This window comes from Burkholderia sp. 4NA327C6 (assembly GCF_005502655.1).
GTDB lineage: Bacteria > Pseudomonadota > Gammaproteobacteria > Burkholderiales > Burkholderiaceae > Burkholderia > Burkholderia contaminans.
Genome location: NZ_SCNZ01000065.1, coordinates 1 through 18,370, shown reverse-complemented (window position 1 = coordinate 18,370; position 18,370 = coordinate 1). Strand labels below are relative to the sequence as shown.

Annotated in this window: 14 protein-coding genes; 8 read left to right on the top strand and 6 right to left on the bottom strand. The window is 60.2% G+C overall.

What is annotated here, in order from left to right:
• Positions 1 to 19 precede the first annotated feature (19 nt).
• The 5 genes from tssI (at position 20) to FFS49_RS37700 (ending at position 6,474) form a co-directional block, all read left to right on the top strand.
• Positions 20 to 2,197, top strand: a complete 2,178-nt coding sequence (tssI, locus tag FFS49_RS37720; RefSeq protein WP_249362254.1) for a type VI secretion system tip protein VgrG — start codon at positions 20 to 22, stop codon at positions 2,195 to 2,197.
• An 81-nt stretch (positions 2,198 to 2,278) separates the two neighbouring features.
• Positions 2,279 to 3,391: a DUF2169 domain-containing protein gene (locus FFS49_RS37715; protein ID WP_137909966.1), complete on the top strand. Its 1,113-nt coding sequence runs from the start codon at positions 2,279 to 2,281 to the stop codon at positions 3,389 to 3,391.
• On the top strand, positions 3,384 to 5,204 hold the full coding sequence (locus FFS49_RS37710; protein ID WP_137909967.1) for a polymorphic toxin type 15 domain-containing protein: 1,821 nt from the start codon (positions 3,384 to 3,386) through the stop codon (positions 5,202 to 5,204). Before FFS49_RS37715 ends, FFS49_RS37710 begins: the two co-directional genes overlap by 8 nt.
• On the top strand, positions 5,201 to 5,845 hold the full coding sequence (locus FFS49_RS37705) for a GAD-like domain-containing protein (protein ID WP_137909968.1): 645 nt from the start codon (positions 5,201 to 5,203) through the stop codon (positions 5,843 to 5,845). Before FFS49_RS37710 ends, FFS49_RS37705 begins: the two co-directional genes overlap by 4 nt.
• A gap of 326 nt (positions 5,846 to 6,171) precedes the next feature.
• Complete coding sequence (locus tag FFS49_RS37700) at positions 6,172 to 6,474, top strand: H-NS histone family protein (protein WP_058903993.1); 303 nt, start codon at positions 6,172 to 6,174, stop codon at positions 6,472 to 6,474.
• A 52-nt stretch (positions 6,475 to 6,526) separates the two neighbouring features.
• Here FFS49_RS37700 and FFS49_RS37695 read toward each other — a convergent pair whose 3' ends face one another.
• The 6 genes from FFS49_RS37695 to irlR form a co-directional block, all read right to left on the bottom strand.
• Complete coding sequence (locus FFS49_RS37695; protein WP_058904097.1) at positions 6,527 to 6,799, bottom strand: hypothetical protein; 273 nt, start codon at positions 6,797 to 6,799, stop codon at positions 6,527 to 6,529.
• 217 nt (positions 6,800 to 7,016) lie between these two features.
• Positions 7,017 to 7,508, bottom strand: a complete 492-nt coding sequence (locus FFS49_RS37690; RefSeq protein WP_137909969.1) for a hypothetical protein — start codon at positions 7,506 to 7,508, stop codon at positions 7,017 to 7,019.
• Between the two features lie 223 nt (positions 7,509 to 7,731).
• Complete coding sequence (locus FFS49_RS37685) at positions 7,732 to 10,668, bottom strand: Tn3 family transposase (RefSeq protein ID WP_137910022.1); 2,937 nt, start codon at positions 10,666 to 10,668, stop codon at positions 7,732 to 7,734.
• Positions 10,669 to 11,102: 434 nt separating this feature from the next.
• Positions 11,103 to 11,372 (bottom strand): metal-sensing transcriptional repressor, encoded by a 270-nt coding sequence (locus FFS49_RS37680; RefSeq protein ID WP_137909970.1) that lies wholly within the window; start codon positions 11,370 to 11,372, stop codon positions 11,103 to 11,105.
• Positions 11,373 to 11,618: 246 nt separating this feature from the next.
• Entirely contained in the window at positions 11,619 to 13,013 is a 1,395-nt protein-coding gene (locus FFS49_RS37675) for a heavy metal sensor histidine kinase (RefSeq protein WP_137909971.1), read from the bottom strand.
• Positions 13,010 to 13,696 carry a heavy metal response regulator transcription factor IrlR gene (gene irlR, locus FFS49_RS37670; RefSeq protein ID WP_137909972.1) on the bottom strand — a complete coding sequence of 229 codons (687 nt, stop codon included), beginning with the start codon at positions 13,694 to 13,696 and terminating at the stop codon, positions 13,010 to 13,012. Before irlR ends, FFS49_RS37675 begins: the two co-directional genes overlap by 4 nt.
• A 360-nt stretch (positions 13,697 to 14,056) precedes the next feature.
• Here irlR and FFS49_RS37665 point away from each other — a divergent pair, with 360 nt between their 5' ends.
• The 3 genes from FFS49_RS37665 to FFS49_RS37655 form a co-directional block, all read left to right on the top strand.
• A complete protein-coding gene (locus FFS49_RS37665; RefSeq protein ID WP_137909973.1) occupies positions 14,057 to 14,323 on the top strand; it encodes a DUF4148 domain-containing protein in 267 nt (88 codons plus the stop codon).
• Positions 14,324 to 14,623: 300 nt separating this feature from the next.
• A complete protein-coding gene (locus FFS49_RS37660) occupies positions 14,624 to 15,742 on the top strand; it encodes an efflux RND transporter periplasmic adaptor subunit (protein WP_249362363.1) in 1,119 nt (372 codons plus the stop codon).
• A partial coding sequence (locus tag FFS49_RS37655; RefSeq protein ID WP_137951051.1) for a CusA/CzcA family heavy metal efflux RND transporter occupies positions 15,742 to 18,370 on the top strand: 2,629 nt, incomplete at its 3' end. The genes FFS49_RS37660 and FFS49_RS37655, both read left to right, overlap by 1 nt.

Genomic DNA, 18,370 nt, shown 5'->3' with positions numbered 1-18,370 from the left:
GCGGGGTTCCGAGGGCGCCATGCAACTGTCAGATATTCCAGGCTTTTTTGGGCTACAGAGCAACCGGCTGTTCACCATCCAGACGCCAATGAAAGGGCGGTCTGATCTGGTGCTCGTCGATTTTCAGGGAACCGAGGGGTTATCTCAAAATTTCGAGTTCCACGTTCGGCTTGCGTCCCAGGATCCGAATATCGAACTGAAAAAGCTGATCGGCCAACCTGTGACGATAACGTTGCAGCTGACCGATGCGTTGGCGAGTTCGGAAGAGCGGTACTTCCACGGGTACGTGGCCAACTTCTCGCACCTCGATCATGACGGCAGCTTCACGGTCTACAGTGCGACCATCGTCCCTTGGCTCTGGATGCTTTCGCGCAGCCGCGATATCCGGATATTTCAGGAAGAGAATACCGAAGCAATTCTTTCGAAAGTCTTTCGCGAATACGGGAAAATTGCGTCGTTCGAATTCCGCCTGTCGAAGGCGACGAAGAACCGCAGCTACTGCACGCAGTATCGAGAGACGGACCTTGAATTCGTCGAGCGCCTGATGCAGGAAGACGGGTTGTTTTTCTACTTCGAGCATGGGAAGGACGATCACAAGCTCATCGTCACGGATAACTCGGTTGCCGCAAAGCCGATCGGCGGCCGCAGTCCAATGCTGCAGTACACGAAGGGCGAGGCCCTCGACAATCTGGCAGTGGTCACCACATTTCAGGCGAGCCGGCAGCTCGAGTCCACGCATGTCGGACTGAAGACCTTCGATTACAAGGTGCCGCACGCGCGCAGGTATGTGTCGGGGGGCACGGAAGTCGACCAGGGAGACGTGCCGTCGTACGAAGTCTACGACTACCTGGGCGAGCACGGCTTTCCCGACAGCGATCGCGGCGAAGCGTTGACGCGTTTCAGGACGCAAGCGCTAGCCGCGCATAGCAAGATTTTCATCGGTACGAGCACGAGCCGGCGGTTGTCGCCTTGCCTGTATTTCGAGCTCGACGACCACTACGACCACGGCAGCACCCAGCCGGAAGATCGCCAGTTCCTGCTGACCACGGTGACGCATAGCGGTACGAATAATTACCAGGCCGGGGAGGGTGCCGCGACCTATCAGTGCAGTTTCACCTGCATTCGCAAGAAGATTCCCTATCGTCCGGCGTTCACGATCGAGCAGCCATCGATCATAGGGCCGCAAACTGCTGTCGTCGTCGGGCCCGAGGGCGAGGAAATCTACACGGACAGCCTGGGCCGTGTGAAGGTGCAGTTCCATTGGGATCGACTGGGCAAACGCGATCAAGGCAGCTCATGCTGGGTCCGCGTCGGGCAGCCGTGGGCCGGTCGCGGATTTGGGATGATCCAGATCCCGCGGATCGGAGACGAAGTGGTCGTAATTTTCCTCGATGGGAATCCCGACCGTCCCCTGATCATCTCAAGCGTTTACAACTCGGCAAACATGCCACCGTGGGGTTTGCCGGCGAACGCGACGCAGAGTGGGATTCTCACACGCTCGACCAAGACCGGGAACGTCAATACGGCCAACGCAATCCGCTTCGAGGACAAGAAGGGTGCCGAAGAGGTGTGGTTGCATGCCGAGAAGGATCAGCGGATCGAGGTCGAGCACGACGAGTCGCATTGGGTCGGGAACGATCGAAAGAAAGACGTCGATCACGACGAGACCGTGCATGTTGGTCATGACCGAACCGAGACGGTCGACAACAACGAGACCATCACGATCGGCGTGGATCGTACCGAACGCGTCGGTAGCAACGAGACCCTGACGGTCGGAGGTAATCGAAATGAGACGATCGAAGGATTGCAGAATCTTCTGATCGCACTCGCCTCAACCGAGACGGTCGGGCTTGCCAAGGCACTCACAATCGGCGCCGGGTACAACATCGCTGTCGGTGGCGCAATGAATACGATGGTAGGGCTGGCGAAGTCCGAAGAAGTCGGATTGTCAAAAAACACGGTGGTCGGAAAGTCGTGGGAAGTGAAAGTCGGCAAGACGCTAACTATGCAGGCGGGGGACCGTATTGAACTTATTTGCGGCACCTCCAAGATTACTCTACTGCCTGACGCAGTCCATATTGAAGCGAAAGAAATTCACCTCCCGGCAGCAAACAAGATTCATGCGGATGCCCCTAACGACGTGTACCTCAACACCGGTACGGCCCAAAAAGCCCCTGAATCTAAAAAGGAAGACTAAGTATCTTTCCGGGTTAAGAAGTATGGGTGTCGCGGAGCGTGGGCTTGCTCGAGAAATTGACTCTTTGCATGATGGGGCGCAATGGCTGTAATCACAAATGACAGTGGTTTACCGTACGCCTGGTTCGAGAAAATCGGAGAGGGTGGAGCAGCGTACGACGTGCTTGCCGTGCGCGGCACGTTTGATTTCTCGCGGGATGGTAAGCCTATTACGTTGGCGACGGAGCAAAAACCGATCATCGATGGTGATGAATTTGACGGCGAGGTCGATAGCGCTCCGTTGAAAGCGGTGCTTAAGCGCGAGGGTGACCGGGTACTTTATAAGCCTGCCACCGATGTTTATCTGACGGGCACCGCTCGCAGCGCGCATGACGAAATAAGAGCAGAGTGGATGGCCGGATTGCAGGTAGGGTCGATGCAAAAGATCCTTCGGCTACATGGGCCTCGACAATTTGTTCGAGGACTGCTCGGTTGGCGTCTGACCAGGGCCACGCCAACGAAAGCTGTTCCTCTCGACTACCGATTGGCCTTTGGTGGCACGTATGCAAGTGAGTCTGATGTAGCCGCAGTGGAGTATGTCTACAAGCGCGACAACCCGGCGGGTTGCGGTTGGCTGCCAGACGACGAAGCGTTGAAGACGCTGTCGAAGGATGCACGTAGTCAGATTGCTGCCGAGATTGGCAAGCTCAAGGTGCTTGCCGCACCACAAATTGAGGACCCAATGCAGCCCGTCCGACACCCGTCGCAGCAATGTGCTGCCCAGGGCTTTGGCCCAGTTGCGCGTTGGTGCTCGCCGCGCATCGACTACGCTGGAACGTACGATGATCGTTGGCGCGCAGAGGCGTACCCAAACGTTCCCAATGATTTCAATCCCCGCTTTTACCAGAGTGCACCGCCTGATTTGATCTACCCGGGCTATCTGGTCGGTGACGAGATAATCATCATGGCGGGGCTTCTGCCGGAAGGGCGAGTGACCATGTGCCTGCCAAGGCTACGCGTCATGATGGCGATGACGACTTGGGACGGTGGAGGGCGGGTCGGTGCGCTCAACCTGGATACCGTTGCTATTGATCTCGATGAACGACAAGTCTCGCTGGTATGGAGGGAACGATTCGATCGGACCGATCCCGTCAATTTTCTGAGATTGGGCGTGACAGCGTTCGTGAATCCGATGCCGGAGCACGCACATGGCTGATCAGACCTCATCGAGCGCCGGCGATCCAATGGACGGAGCTCAAGCGAATTCCTCTACCGTCAACAGCACATCGCGACACATCGCCAACGAAGATCGCTGGAAGGCTTTCACCACTTCGCCCGATTTTTGCAAGGTCGGAAATAGCGTTGTTCCCTTCGACAGCTATGCGATCATCAATAACAAGCAGACCGCCTCACCTAACGTCTTCGCAGCTGGAAAGCCGGTCTACCGGGTCGGCGATTTGCATCATGGCGTCTTGGGAGACGCGGGACAGCACATTGTCTCCGGGACGTCGCTCGGCAGTGGCTACGTCAAGATTCTGTCCGGTCAAAGCAATGTAATTGTCAACGGTCAGAAGGTGGCGAGGGACGGCAGTGCTTGCAAGATTAACTGCGACGCGTCGGGTAACGGTGGTGCCCCCGGAAAAATCACCACTGAGACGATTCCGGTTCAATCGAAGACCTGTCAACCAAACGCTGCACTCCAAGCGCTGATAGCTGAAGCGAACGATAAACGAACGTGGTGGCAAAAGACTAAGGACGCGACCTCATCGGCGGTAGATACATTCAATCGTCTAGACGCCGCATCCGGCAAGGATCCCGCGGGGTTTGTAAAGGGCATCGGGAAGGGGATTGTCAATTTCCCTGGGGATGTGTGGAACCTATTGGTCTCTGCAAGCAAGTACGCTGGCGATGAGACCGGCAATGTGACGCCTATCGCAATTCAAGCAGATGAAATGAATCGCGCTGCAATGACTGCTTACCAGGCCGGCGATGTTTGCAGGGCGAACAAGCTGGCGAGTGATGCAGACAAGATGATGCAGTTCGGTCACGTAGGCGATGTAGCGCCAGCCACGACTGATGCCGAGAAGGCGGGTGTCCTAGCTACCGCAATTATTCCCTTCGGTGGTGAAGTTAAAGGAGTGGCGACCGTAGCGAAGGTCGGGCGAGGGGTTGAGGTTGTGAATGAAGGTGCGAAGATTGCGGACGCAGGCAAGTTTGCCGGAACCGCAAAGCTCGCTCCAGTCGTCGAGTCGGAAGCAGGGCAAACTGCGAAGGCGTTGGGGTCCGACGTTGCCGGCGCGCCAAAGGCGGGGTCCCCGCATTCGCCCACAGGTGAGACGCCTACGGTACCGAAAGGTGAAACGCCGCACACGCCGGAGGGGGAGTTACCGAGGAAGCCGGGCGAGGACGTACCAAGGAAGGCGGAAGAAGACGCCGGTGTGCATGTCAAACCGAAAGAGCGGTTGCCCGAGAAGAAGGTACCTTGTTTCCATCCCTACGACAAACGCGGTTTTAAAAAGCTATCGGCAGCTGAACAACGCCAGTATCTGCGAGAATACGCTAAGCAGCTGCGAGGTCAGCAGGACGCGATCAATAGCTTGACGGCCAACGAGTTCCAGGCCGCTCGAGACGCATATAAGGCGGTCGGCCGAAACCCATTGGCCGACGCGATGCAGGAGGCAACGCGGAGTGAATTTGTTGATCACGTTCGAGGCAGCATATACGATTCATTGAGAAGCTCGGGCATGGGCGCAAAGGAAGCCATGAGTGCCGCGACCGAGCGAGCGAATACGGTTGCAAGCAAGCTTGCAGCGCTGCATGAGCCAGATATGGTTGCGGGCGGCTGGGCGAACCCGGATCCGACCCGCATGGGAAGCACCAGTGTCAACTCTTCGATCGGTGGGAGTTGGAATCAGGGCGATCGCCTCTCGACGATAGAGGGAGGTGCTAAGGACGCCATTTCGAGCGGCAAGGGAGATGCCTTGATGAACGTCAAGCTAGAACCTTGTCGCGGAAAGGGAATGAGATGAGAGATGAAGATTTTGAGTTGTTTATCGAGAATTTTGGAGAGGCGACGGGCCGCGTCGAGGTGCCTCAAGCCAGCTTCGGAAAATTCGACAAGAAGCTGCCTGCTCAGCTTCTGAAATACTGGTCCGAAGAAGGGTGGGCGAGCTACGCGGACGGCTTGTTCTCGATCGTGAATCCCGACGAGTACGAAGACGTTCTGGATATGTGGCTTGAGGACACGATCTTCGAAGAGGTCGATAGCTACCACGTCATCGCTCGGACCGCGTTCGGAAAGTTGTATGCTTGGGGCGAGAAGACCGGGCCGAGCTTGACGGTGTCATGCCCGACGCATTCGCTTATTGCCTTGGAGAAGGACTTAAAAGGACCACTGAAAAATCCAGACTTTCGTGTACAGACTTTCTTCGGTGCCAAGACACCAAGCGAATGTGACCTTAAGGACGACGCGAAGCAGCCGCTATTCAAGCGCGCTGTAAGCAACCTTGGACCGCTTGAACCGGACGAGATGTATGGCTTTGAGCCTGCCCTGATTGTCGGCGGTCAAATGAATCTCGACCATCTGAAGAAGGTCAAACTGGATGTTCACTTGACGATCCTGCGGCAGCTTGCGCCGCCGAAGATTCCGTTCCTTAATACTCCAATTTGAACGGGCGCGTCCATTACGAATACTGAACGCCCTGCAGAGGAATGTCGTCGGGATGAGAGGCATTGACGTTGAAGTTCGCTTCTATGAAGTCGGCGACACCCGATAGTTGAACAGCTGAGGACACGAGAGTGCACGTTCCATTCTAGCGACGACGCCATCAATCAAATCCGACGTTAGTATCTGTTATGTAAAATCGTTAGGATTGCTTTCGAATAGAGCGGGCATCATGGAATTGGAACCTCGGAGCATCATTGCAATGTGGCGCGTGGATATAATGAACTGCTCTCTCTCTTGAGCTATCTCTCAAAGGAAACTCTTCCACATTTATGGCTACCTATCTCGAGCTGAAGGCCCAAGCAGATGCACTGGCACAGCAAGCCGAAGAAGCGCGGCTTGCTGAGCTTGACAGCGTCATCACCACGATGCGCGAACAGATCGCCGAATTCGGCATCACGCCCGACCAACTCTTCGGTCGTCGGCGTTCTGCAGCGCCGCGCGCACGCGCGCCTATCGCACCGAAGTATCGTGATCCGAAGACCGGTGCCACCTGGAGCGGACGTGGGAAGGCACCGCAGTGGATTGTTAATGCGAAGAACCGCAATCGGTTTCTGATTCCGGACACGGAATAACGCCGCAGAAAATTTCGTGCTGCGCCCGGCCGCTGCCGGGCACTCGACCTCATCAGCTAGAAATCGCGTGCTGATCGTCGACGTCGTCGCGAGTGTTCGAGTTCGCTCCAGCGATGATTTCCCGATGAAGCCGAGCGGCCGCGACCGGTGAGTCGACGGTGGCATGGAGAGATCTTCCATCCCATAGCTCGACGACCCACTTGTCGTGTACGCGGCAGACACCAATCGTCCAGCCGCTGGCATGCGAATACCCGTAGTCGCTCACCACAGTCCATCCGAGCGCAACCATCGTGTCGCGCTGCTCGAGCATCGGCGCGGCGATCATGCTTGGCTCCGCGGTGCCCGGACCAGGTCAGCGTGCTTGCCGGCAAGCTCGTACGTCGGCCGCGTCAAAGCTTCGCGATCGCGAAAGCCGGCCACTCGAATCAGATAATCCATTCTGGTCTCCGCGCCGCATTGCGGCTGATATTGCCGTAGGCACTGTATATATATCAGGGGTGCGGACGGTTCGCAATATTCGGCCACCGGTGCGGCGATCCAATTCAACGGATTCGGGATCCTGTACCACTGCGGCGCGCCGGTGGCCGGTCGTAGGACCGGCCGTCACGCATCCGTTCAAGCCGCTCGAGCGCCTCGGCGAACACCGCCAGCGGCGCCGCGCGCAGTTGATCATCGTGCCACCCAATCAATGCCGCGACGAGCTCATCCGTCTGCGGATCCAGTGTCCACACGCCGCAAGTTTTGCCCTGCTCGAGCGCGGCGTTGATACCGCGTTCGGTGGCAACCAGGACCTCCATGCGCAACTCGTGCTTTCGGGCTTCGTCGACGAAGCCCGAAAGCACTACCAGCTGCAGTAGGACAGCCAGTCCGCGCGCCGAGCCGCGGCCCATGCGCAGCGCCTGGAATGCCGCGTGATACTGCAATGCGAGTTCCTCTGCTTTCTGCCGAGGCATCGGCAGCAACAAGGTACGGGCGAGTTTCGCATGTGCGGACGGCTGGTGTCGTCGTGATGAAGGTGCGCGTCGATTCGACATGGCGATCTCTCGTCAAGGGGTGCTTTTGATTTTCGTGCGTTTTTCCGGTTAGACCTCGCTAAGCCCGGCAAGGCTCCGCCTTGAGGCCCCAAATAATTTCCCTTATATATCAGTGCATTACTGACTCCCCTGGGTGGTGTGTCCGTAATATGCCCGCCGACGGTCGCGATACGGCACCGTAGACCCTGAACCAAGTTCGAGCAGATGCGCTATCGAGTCGTCGTCAAGCTTGTCGACCGGACGAAGCCCCTGGTTGATCATTGACGATGCTTGGAAGGATCCTTGCCGCGTACAACGAGACCGGGAAAATGAACGTTCCGCGCAGATTGATGCCTTCTAGATGCGTCGGCGCGATCCGACGAAGTTGCTCCGCCGCCACCGGCTCACCTTGATTGGATTCGATGGTCTCGAGGGCGCGTTGCATATGAGTGGTGTTCCAGGCCATGAGAATGTTCGTCAACAAAGTCAGCGCAGACGAGACGGCGGTAAGCGACTCGTGGCGTCGCGCCAGCTCAACTGGGATCCTCCCCACGTGAATCGCGCGCTGCACTGTATGTACGGCTTCCCCGCGATTCAGGACATGCTGCAGTTCCGATCTGAACGGGGAGTTCGTGAAGTAGTCGATCAGAAAGATGCTTCGGAATAAGCGTCCGATGTGAACACCCCCGTCATACACTGCTTGGCCTCGTGAGGATGAGCCGAACCTCGAAATGGCTTCCACTGCGGTACATTTTCCCGAGCGAATGGAAGCTGCAATTCTCACGAATTCGTCCCATACCTCCGCGATCAGACCCAGCCGAACATCGCGGTCCGTAATCCCGGCAAGCTGTGGAGGCACTTCGTGATTGCGTGGAACGTGAAGGCGCCGGTCGCGAAGATGGGACAGGCGAGGGCACAGATCGAAGCCGAGTGCCCGAGCTATTCCCATCGAAAAATCAGTGTATCCATGTGTGTCTACAGCAAGCTGAGCAATGTCGTTGGTCGTACTTCGCCGAACAACGCCTTCGATCGCGGCGCCGGCCTGTCGCTCATTCAAGATGATGGGCTGATCGTAAAATACGCCCCAGCGATCGAGGACATGCGTGTACATCCCGATGGAGGCCGTGCGACGCCGAGGATCCGCGCGGGCTTGCCATACCGTCCGCGTCGTTTCCAAAGACATCATGTCGGACGACGCGAGGTCAGCGCGCCCCCAATTGGCAGCGATCGGGTGCTCATGCATGAATTCGAGGACCGCGTCGGCCGCAGTCCGTAGCATTCTCTCGTCGGCGAGTCGCTTCATCATCTGGCGGATCGCAGCTGTCGAGACTTCCGGGACCATGCGCGAAATTTCCGCTGCGCTGAGCGAGGTGCCATGCGCCAGGATCGCTGAATACACCATCAGCAGCTCGGCGCGTGAACGAGGTTCGCGTCCAAGTAGGATCCAGCTAAAGCGTGTTGCGCTGTCGATCTCGAGAATGATTTCTGGAAATTGTCCGGGTGGATGCGCTTCGAAAATCATCCGCCGGAGTTGGTCAGCTTGGGTGTCGGTTGGTTGCGCGCTCAGCGGTTCTAGATGAACCGCAGTATCCACGCGGACCCAACCATTCGTTACGGCGTCGTCCAGCGTAACGAGACGACGATCGAGCTGTTCCAGGATCGGCTCGAGAAACTCGCGCGGATCCTGTGGCAGGCTGAGGTGACCGTAATGATGATTTCGCTTGGCATGCCATTCATCCGTTGCGATCAGCATGTGCGATTGACCGCGGAACGAGAAGCTGTGCCCAATGAAGACTGTGCCGTTGCGCAGGGCGACGCGCAGGGAAAAAAGGGTGGCCCACTCGAACGCGACCATCGCCCGGAACCGATCGTAGCCATCGACTGCTTCGCGCCACGCCCGCCCGAGTCGAATGTTCACGCCGTCGGGCAAAAGATAAGCGTGTCGCCGATACAAGCTGCGCAACAACGTAAGCGCTTCGATGACTGGATGGGCACCGTCCGCCTCAAACGGCAATTGTGCGATTCGTACCAGCAGGTTGCGAGCATAGTACCGCCTTCGCAACAGGCACTGCCTGATCTGGCTTCGACGGCTTGGTGTATGGGGGTGCAGAACCTGGTCCGCGAGCGCGCAAAGCTCTTTACCGAGAGCCTCGCGCGAGAGCGATTCGTCGCCGGCGAGTGCTTTGACGGTAAGCGCGAACTCCCGCAATTGATCAGCGGCGTTCATCCGCATGGCGTCGACCTCGTGCGACGCGTCATTGGCAACTTTCAGAACCCACCGACGAAGCATCTCGAGCACTTGATCCGTCGACATGCACAGAGAGTAGCGCATGAAGCAGGCTGCTTCCAGCCGACGGCTTTGTGCCTCAATCCGCTTGCTGATCGACGGTGGCCGGCCGGCACAGCGGCGGGCGTAATGGCGTACTATGGCGTCGTTGCATTCGGCAGGCCAACGCGTCGCCACGTTGTGCATTGTGAGCAAGTTGATTTTATCGAGCACCTCGCTCATCTGAACGGTTGAGTTACGAAGTGGAACGGCCCACAACCAGCGCTGCAAGCTCGCATGCTCTCCGTGTGGCTGAGCCAGCACTTGTGCCCATCGCGCGAGCGTTTCCATGCCGTAGGTTCGGTCGAGCGCCTCGTGCAGATAAGTTTCGATATCGCGCACCGCTTGGACGATGAACTGCCTGAGCATGCGGTCGGGCGGTATCACGATCCGATGTTCATAGAACCAACGCTTCAGATCATTCGGTATCTGGCCGCGTTCCGGGCGCCCCGTAAGCTGCTCCTTCAGCCAGCGGATGACGTATCGACGCTGGTGTTCGGCAATTGACCGGAAATTGATGACGCTCTGCGCGAAACGTTGATGATCAGATAAGGTCTTGAGGTTCCCGTCGTATAGGGAGCGCAGTGTCCCAATATCGGGCGGCTGGATCTTTAACTGTCGTCCAAGATGGCGCCATAGAACGGATGGAATCTGCTTGTACGAGTCCAGCGATCGACCCGTCATACGCAGAAAGCCGATGTGAAGTGCGACCGCCAGTCGATACAGATCCGACCTGCGCGAATCAATCCGTGTGCGCTCTCGCTTCGAATACGTGAAAAATGTGCTGAGCTCGAATTCACTGAGCTCGCGGGGCACCTGACGGATCCCGAGGTAAGCTAAGCGCCAGTGGTCCATCAGCGGCTCCGCATCGATGACGAGAGCGCTCAAGCGTAGCGACGCCAATTTGGCGCCACCATAGTGAAAGTCAGGATGGCGACCGCGGTCTTCGATTGCCTAAGGATGGTGTCAGATCGGTGGACGAAACGCCTGCGGCCGACCCTCGCACAGGCGTGTAAAGCGACGTTTTGAGGGCGCATTTACTCTGGCCCCAAAACATCGTTAGATATACTTATGTCAAATCGCATGGATACCTAATGAAACGGTAGCGCTTGAGACCTTTTCCCCGCTCCCGACTCCTCTCACGAACTCAAAGCGCAGCTTGCCGAGCTGGACAGCATCATCACTGCAATTCGCGAACAGATCGCTGTACGGGATTACGCCCGAACAACTCTTCGAACGCCGGCGCATAGCAACTGAAGATGCATGAAGAATTCCGTCATGGTCGCGTCTTACAGGTACTTGGTAATGGCTTTCAGCTCGCTCATCGCAGTGTCGGCGCTCTGCTCACCGGCTCGAATCGCGTGATCGAGGCAATGGTCGATGTGGTCATGCACGAGCACGCGCTTCGCGTTGCCGACCGCACTCTCGACCGCCTGCAACTGCTGGGCGATCTCGACGCACGGGCGCGCCTCCTCGAGCATCGCGATGACGCTTCTGAGGTGCCCTTCGGCGCGTTTCAGCCGCTTGATGATGTCTGGATGCGATTCGTGAATCGTCACGGAGCCCCCGTTATCGGATGCGTGGTGAATAGGAATTCGAGAGCAAACAAGCCACTCACATGGGCGACCGCCCAATACCGCCACCACTCCTATCCCCCTGGATAGGATATTACACTAAATGGAATGCTCCGGCCGGGCAAGCGGGTCGGACACGAACCCAGGTGCATGCAGCGCGACTGCCCCGCGCGGCGATCCGTTTCGAGTTGTTGACGCGGCAGCAGGCACGCCGGCGTCCGCCTGCCCCGATCAGTTCGCGTGCGCGGGAAACCGCAACCAGAACGTCGTGCGCACATGCGGCTCGCTCACGACGCCGCATTCGCCGCCATGGTTATGCATGATCGACCTGACGATCGCGAGGCCGAGCCCCGTGCCGGACGCCGAATCGTGCCGGGCCGGATCGGCACGATAAAAACGGTCGAAGATACGATCGAGGTGCGGCGGCGCAATTCCGGGGCCGCGGTCCGATACGGAAATCGTCGTCGAGTTTGCCGTGTGCCGGCATTCGACGTCGATCACCGTCCCACGTGGCGCGTGCGCCAATGCGTTGCTGAGCAGGTTGCTGAGCGCGCGCTGGTACATCAGCGTATCGGCCCACACCGATGCCGCGCCATCCACCCTGATCTCCACCCCGCCCTCTTCCGCCATCGGTTCGTAGTAGCCCGCAACGCGCGTGGCCTCCTCGACCGCATCGAGCGTGCGCATCGACAGCTTGCTCCGCGCGTTTTCCGCGCGCGCGAGATAGAGCATGTCGTCGATCATGCGCGACAGCCGCCGATAGTCGTCGATGCTCGATTCGATCACGTCGCGATATTCGTCGGCGCTTCTGCGACGGGACAGCGCCACCTGCGCCTGCGTCAGCAGGTTGGTGAGCGGGGTCCGCATGTCGTGCGCGAGGTTCGACGAAAACTGGCTGAGCTGGATGAACGATTCGTTGAGCCGCATCAGCATGCCGTTGAATGCATGCTCGAGTTCCTTCAGTTCGCCGGCCGTATCGAGTTCCGGCAGCGGATGCGCGAGGCGGCTCGTCGACATCTGCTCGGCACGCGCCACGAGCCGCCTCAGCGGACTCAAGCCAAGCATCGCACTGCCGTAGGCAAGCACGGCCGCGACTGCCACGCCCAGAATCTCGATCAGGACAATCGTGTACGCATAGTCCCGCAGCAACGCCTGATCCGTCGTACCGTCGCGCTGGATCACGATCTGAACCGTGGACGCGGGTGCGCCGCCGACCGGTGCGCGCGCCCGAAGGTACTGGATCGCCGAACCGGGCGGCGTCACGCTCTCGGGGTTGTCCGTCGCCCGCGTGTGCAGCAGCGGCGAATACGCCGCGAATCGCGACGTGACGAACAGCGGGCTCCCTGCCGGATCATATATCGCGAGATCCATGTTCTGGTGCCCGTGCAGTTGATCCAGCCAGATACCGGCATGCGCCGGAATGTCGTCGACCGATTCGATTTCGTTCAGGTGAGCCCGGAGAGCGGATAGCGTCACCGACATTTCGTGCGCATAGGTGCTGTCGATACGGCTGCCCAGTGCGCCATAAAGCGCGATCCCGCTCACGGCCAGCACGGCGGACGTCGATAGCACGATAAACAGCGTCAGCCGGGCGCGCAGCGTGCGAAACAGGACGCGAAAGATCATCGATCGCTGTCCGTCACGGGCACTTCCAGTACGTAGCCCATGCCACGAATCGTGTGGATCAACTTGGGCTCGAATGCGTCGTCCACCTTGGCGCGCAAACGACGGATGGCTGCATCCACGACATTGGTATCGCTGTTGAAGTTCATGTCCCAGACCTGCGACGCAATCGTGGCGCGCGGCAGGATCTCGCCTTCGCGTCGCATCAGCAACCAGAGCAACGAGAATTCCTTGGCGGTCAGCGAAACCGTGGTCCCCTGGCGGGTCGCCTTGCGACGCGTCAGATCCAACTCGAGATCCGCAACCCGCAACACGGCCGAACCGTGTGGCTGCCTGCGCCGCAGGATCGAGCGAATTCGGGCAAGCAGTTCGACGAAATCGAACGGCTTGGTCATGTAGTCGTCCGCCCCCAGTTCGAGCCCTTTCACGCGATCGTCGATGTCGTCGCGTGCGGTCAGAAACAGGACCGGTGTCGCCTGGCTGCGGCGCAACTGTTGCATGACCGTCCAGCCGTCGTGCCCGGGAAGCATGACGTCGAGAATGACAAGATCGTACGCCTCGGTGCTTGCCAGATGCAGGCCGGTCACACCGTCCTCGACCAGGTCGACGACATAACTGGCTTCCGTCAGGCCTTTGCGCAAATAAGTGCCCGTCCTGGGTTCGTCTTCCACTATCAGTATTCGCATGCTCTGCTGTTCCGGATTCCTGACATACACCACCCGCGCGTCGCCTGAAAAGCGGGCGTCGTCGTCTGATGGTCGAATGGGTTGAGTATCGATTAGGCGTGGTGTACTTTGCCGGGCGCGTCGGCCCGACGGGTTCGGCGATCTCACCGAGGGAAAGGAGGTGCGTCTCTTCGCTGCAGTGTTTCGCCTTGCGCTTTGTACGCAGATGCAAGTCTGAAGCACCGCCGTATCCGTGACAAGACGTGCGCCACACGCATCGACGTTTCTGACATTTTTGTCATGAGGCAATCATCCTGGCGCACCGGCCCCTCCCCACACTTCACGCATCGTAATCATGAACGAAAGATGAGGAGCAGCGTGATGAAGCGGGCAACGTTCACGGCCGGAGTGGCACTACTCGTGTTTGCATCGACGGCAATCGCACAAACGTCGTCCGGCACGCCGGGCAAAACGCGCGAGCAGGTTCGCGCCGAACTCGTTCAAGCCTACCGCGACGGATTGGTGCCATACAGCCGAAATGACTACCCGCCAAGCGCTTCGACCATCGCGCGAAACAAGGTGCTCTATGGCGGCATGCAGTTCGACGCCGCTTCCGCAACGCACGCGAATCGCACCCCTCTCGATTGATCCGGTTCGGCGGCTTCAGGACTGCGCGTGCCATCGCTATACCTGGATCCACCCACGCCAGTACCAGATTCCGGTTGAAGCACGTCCGCCCCCATGCGGTGGTGCTCAATCCGGATACCGCTCGCTCGCACTTGCGACGCCATTGGTGGCGCAGTGGATTGGCTTTGCCCACGCGTTGCTTGCCGACACGGCACGCTTGCTCGCTGCCGCTGCACTCGGCTCCCCGGACGTGGTCGCTGACCTAATTTCCGTATTGCGCGAATTTTCCTGAATTACGCACTGATTCCTTCGGAGTTTTTCATGTCTCGATTTTTCAGGAGGCGTGCATTGCTGCGCGCTCTGTCATGCACGGCGATGTCCGTGGGACTCAGCGTGCCCAGTCTGGCCGCCGAGCCCGCCGCCGAATTCGCGGTATCGCCATCGCAGATGAAAGCCCTCGGCGTCACCGTACAGAAGCTCGACACGCCGGGTGTCGCGCCCGGTCTCGCGGCACCGGCGCGCGCCGTGCTACCGCCTCATCTCGACATCATGGTCAGCGCCCCGGTCGACGGCATCGTGGACCAGCTCATGGTCAGCCCACAGGAGTTCGTGAAGACCGGGCAGCCGCTGCTTCGTCTGGTCAGCCCGTCGTATGGCGACCTGCAACTCAAGCTGATGGAATCCGCGTCGAAGGCGCGTCTGACAAACCAGACCCTGAATCGAGAAAAGGCGCTGTTCGCCGAAGGCATCATCCCTGAGCGGCGCGTCCAGGAGGCGCAGATGGCCGCCAGCACCGCGACGGCCGCCATCCGCCAGGCCGAGGCCGCCATGCGACTGGCCGGCGCGGAGTCGGCCGTTATCCGGCGGGTCGCATCGGGCGGCCGCCCGGACGATGCACTCGTGGTCAGAGCGAAGCGCGAGGGGCTCGTCGCGACCGTGGACGCGAAACCCGGGCAGCGCGTCAAGGAAGCCGATCCGCTCGCGCGGATCGCCGATATGCGGGAAATGTGGCTCGAGATTCAGTTGCCGGCGAGCGCTGTCGTTGCCCGCGGCAGCGAATTCACCGCGGTGGGCCGCGACGTCGCCGCCGTGGCGCAGTCCACCGGCGGCCTGATCGGCGAGAGTCAGACGATGACCGTGCGGGCGCGCGTCACCAAGGGCATGGACAAGCTTCGGCCGGGCGAAGCGCTGCAAGTCAACGCACCGCTCCCAGCCGCGACGGGATGGACCCTGCCGCTGCAGGCGGTCACGCGCCAAGGCGACGCGGCCTACGTGTTCCTGCGCAGCGCCAGGGGCTTCGTCGCGACGCCCGTCAACGTCGTCTCGAGCGCGGGCCAGTCGGTTCGGGTACAGGGCGGCCTGAAATCCGGACAGGAAGTGGCCGTATCCTCCGTGATCGCGCTGAAAGCGGCGTGGCTCGGCAAGGGCGGAGGCGAGTGATGCTCACGCGACTCGTTCAGTTCGCGCTCTCGCAGCGCCTGTTCGTGCTGCTTGCCGCCGCATTGCTCGCGGGGTTCGGCTGGTACTCGTTCCGTAATCTGCCAATCGACGCGTTTCCGGACGTGTCGAGCACGCAGGTCAAGGTCATCCTCAAAGCGCCGGGAATGACGCCCGAGGAAGTGGAGAGCCGCATCGCCGCGCCGATCGAGGTCGAGATGCTCGGCATACCGCGCCAGAAGATGCTGCGTTCAGTGTCGAAGTACGGCATCGTCGACGTGACCGTCGATTTCGAGGACGGCACCGACATCTATTGGGCCCGCCAGCAAGTCGCGGAGCGTCTGTCCAATATCCAGGGCGACCTGCCGCCGGGACTCTCGGGCGGCATGGCTCCGATCACGACGCCGCTCGGCGAAATGTATCAGTTCACCGTCGAGGCGCCGACGATGTCGCTGGAAGAGCGTCGCACGGTACTCGACTGGCTCATCCGGCCCGCGCTGCGAACCGTGCCGGGCGTGGCCGATGTGAACGCCCTCGGCGGCAAGGTGCGTAGCTTCGAGATCGTGCCCAACCTGTCGCGCCTGAGCGCGATGGGCCTCTCGACCGCTGCGCTGCGCACGGCGATCGAGCAGAACAACCGTAACGACGGCGCCGGCCGCCTCGGCGAAGGGGACGAAGTCCTGCTCGTGCGCACGGAGGGCAGCCTGAAGACCGCGGACGACATCCGCGCGGTCGTAGTGGCTCGCAAGGACGGCGTGCCGGTGCGGCTCGGCGACGTCGCGGACGTACGCATGGGCAGCGTCACGCGCTACGGTGTGGTCACCAAGGACGGCAAGGAGGAAGCTGTCGAGGGTCTCGTGCTGGGTCTCGCGGGCGCCAACGCTCAGAAGGTCGTCGAGGGTGTCACGCGCAAGCTGGACGAACTGCAGCCGACGTTGCCCCGAGGCGTCACTGTCAAGCCCTTTTACAACCGTGCCCAACTCGTCGAGAAAGCGGTAGGCACGGTGTCGCGCGCACTGCTTGAAGCGACAGTGCTCGTGCTGATCCTGCTCGGCGCCTTCCTCGGCAACGTGCGAGCCGCCGTGACGGTCGCCGTCGTACTTCCGCTGGCGGCGCTGTGGACGTTCATCGCGATGCGGCTCACCGGGATGTCGGCCAACCTCATGAGTCTCGGCGGCCTCGCGATCGCTCTGGGCATGCTGGTGGATGCCGCAGTCGTCGTCGTCGAGAACGTCGTCCAGCATCTCGGTGAGGACAAGACGGCGGGCCGACTGCCCCGGCTGCACATCGTGATGCGGGCGGTTCGCGAAGTCGCCGCGCCGGTCGCGGCCGGCGTGCTGATCATCGTGACGGTGTTCCTGCCGCTGCTGACGCTGCAGGATCTCGAAGGCAAGTTCTTCGTTCCCGTGGCGATGACGATCGTCTTCGCGCTCGCCGGTTCGCTCCTGCTGTCGCTCACCGTCATTCCGGTGATCGCGTCGTACCTGCTGACCCGCGTGTCACACGACGACCCGTGGCTGGTGCGCAAGCTGCTGCGCGTATACGAACCGCTGCTCGCCGCTGCGCTGAAGCGCGAGAAGCTGGTGTATTCGGTGGCGGTCGCGCTGCTCGCGGGCGCGTCGCTCGTCTATCTGAGCGTCGGCAAGACGTTTCTGCCGACCATGGACGAAGGCGACATGATCGTCGGCATCGAGAAGCTGCCCTCCGTCAGCCTCGAGGAGTCGGCAGCACTTGATCTGAAAATCCACCAGGCGCTGATGAAAAACATCCCCGAGATCACCGGCGTCGTCGCGCGCGCCGGTTCGGACGAAATCGGCCTGGATCCGATGGGTCTGAACCAGACCGACACGTTCCTCGTGCTGAAGCCGCGCTCGGAATGGCAACTGGCCGACAAGGACGCGCTCACCGCGAAAGTCCGCACCGTACTCGACCAGATGCCGGGCATCAGCTACAGCTTCACGCAGCCGATCGACATGCGCGTGTCGGAAATGATCATCGGCGTGCGTGGCGACCTCGCAATCAAGGTGTTCGGGCCCGATCTCGGCACGCTCAATGCGATCGCCGCCAAGATTGAAGCGACGATGAAAACCGTCGCCGGCAGCCAGGACGTCTACACCGTGCAGAACGACGGCGTGCAGTACCTGCGAGTCGTCGTCGACCGGTTGGCCGCAGGCGCTTACGGGCTCTCGGTCGAAGACGTTCAGGACGCGTTGCGCGCGCAGATCGAGGGGCAGCGGGCGGGCACCGTCATCGACGGCATGCGGCGCATCCCGATCGTACTGCGCGGCCCGGATCTCATGCGGCTTTCGCCCGCTGAGTTCGCCGCGATGCACATCGCGACGCCCGACGGCCAGTCGGTGCCGTTGCAGTCGCTTGCGCGGCTGCAACGGGACACCGGCCCCGTACAGGTCAATCGCGAGCTCGGCAGCCGTTACAGCGTCGTCATCGCCAACGTCGACGGACGCGACCTGGTCGGTTTCGTCGAGGAAGCCAAGCAGAAAGTAGCGACCGCGGTCCAACTGCCTTCGGGTTACCGGATCAGCTGGGGCGGCCAGTTCGAGAATCAGCAGCGCGCCGCAGCGCGTCTGGGGCTCGTCGTACCGCCCGCGCTCGGTATCATCTTCATGATCC

What these genes read in the sequence shown, in the direction of transcription:
- tssI (WP_249362254.1), top strand. Translation starts at nt 20, where the DNA reads ATGCAACTGTCAGATATTCCAGGCTTTTTTGGGCTACAGAGCAACCGG.
- FFS49_RS37715 (WP_137909966.1), top strand. Translation starts at nt 2,279, where the DNA reads ATGGCTGTAATCACAAATGACAGTGGTTTACCGTACGCCTGGTTCGAG.
- FFS49_RS37710 (WP_137909967.1), top strand. Translation starts at nt 3,384, where the DNA reads ATGGCTGATCAGACCTCATCGAGCGCCGGCGATCCAATGGACGGAGCT.
- FFS49_RS37705 (WP_137909968.1), top strand. Translation starts at nt 5,201, where the DNA reads ATGAGAGATGAAGATTTTGAGTTGTTTATCGAGAATTTTGGAGAGGCG.
- FFS49_RS37700 (WP_058903993.1), top strand. Translation starts at nt 6,172, where the DNA reads ATGGCTACCTATCTCGAGCTGAAGGCCCAAGCAGATGCACTGGCACAG.
- FFS49_RS37695 (WP_058904097.1), bottom strand. Translation starts at nt 6,799, where the DNA reads ATGATCGCCGCGCCGATGCTCGAGCAGCGCGACACGATGGTTGCGCTC.
- FFS49_RS37690 (WP_137909969.1), bottom strand. Translation starts at nt 7,508, where the DNA reads ATGTCGAATCGACGCGCACCTTCATCACGACGACACCAGCCGTCCGCA.
- FFS49_RS37685 (WP_137910022.1), bottom strand. Translation starts at nt 10,668, where the DNA reads ATGGACCACTGGCGCTTAGCTTACCTCGGGATCCGTCAGGTGCCCCGC.
- FFS49_RS37675 (WP_137909971.1), bottom strand. Translation starts at nt 13,013, where the DNA reads ATGATCTTTCGCGTCCTGTTTCGCACGCTGCGCGCCCGGCTGACGCTG.
- irlR (WP_137909972.1), bottom strand. Translation starts at nt 13,696, where the DNA reads ATGCGAATACTGATAGTGGAAGACGAACCCAGGACGGGCACTTATTTG.
- FFS49_RS37665 (WP_137909973.1), top strand. Translation starts at nt 14,057, where the DNA reads ATGAAGCGGGCAACGTTCACGGCCGGAGTGGCACTACTCGTGTTTGCA.
- FFS49_RS37660 (WP_249362363.1), top strand. Translation starts at nt 14,624, where the DNA reads ATGTCTCGATTTTTCAGGAGGCGTGCATTGCTGCGCGCTCTGTCATGC.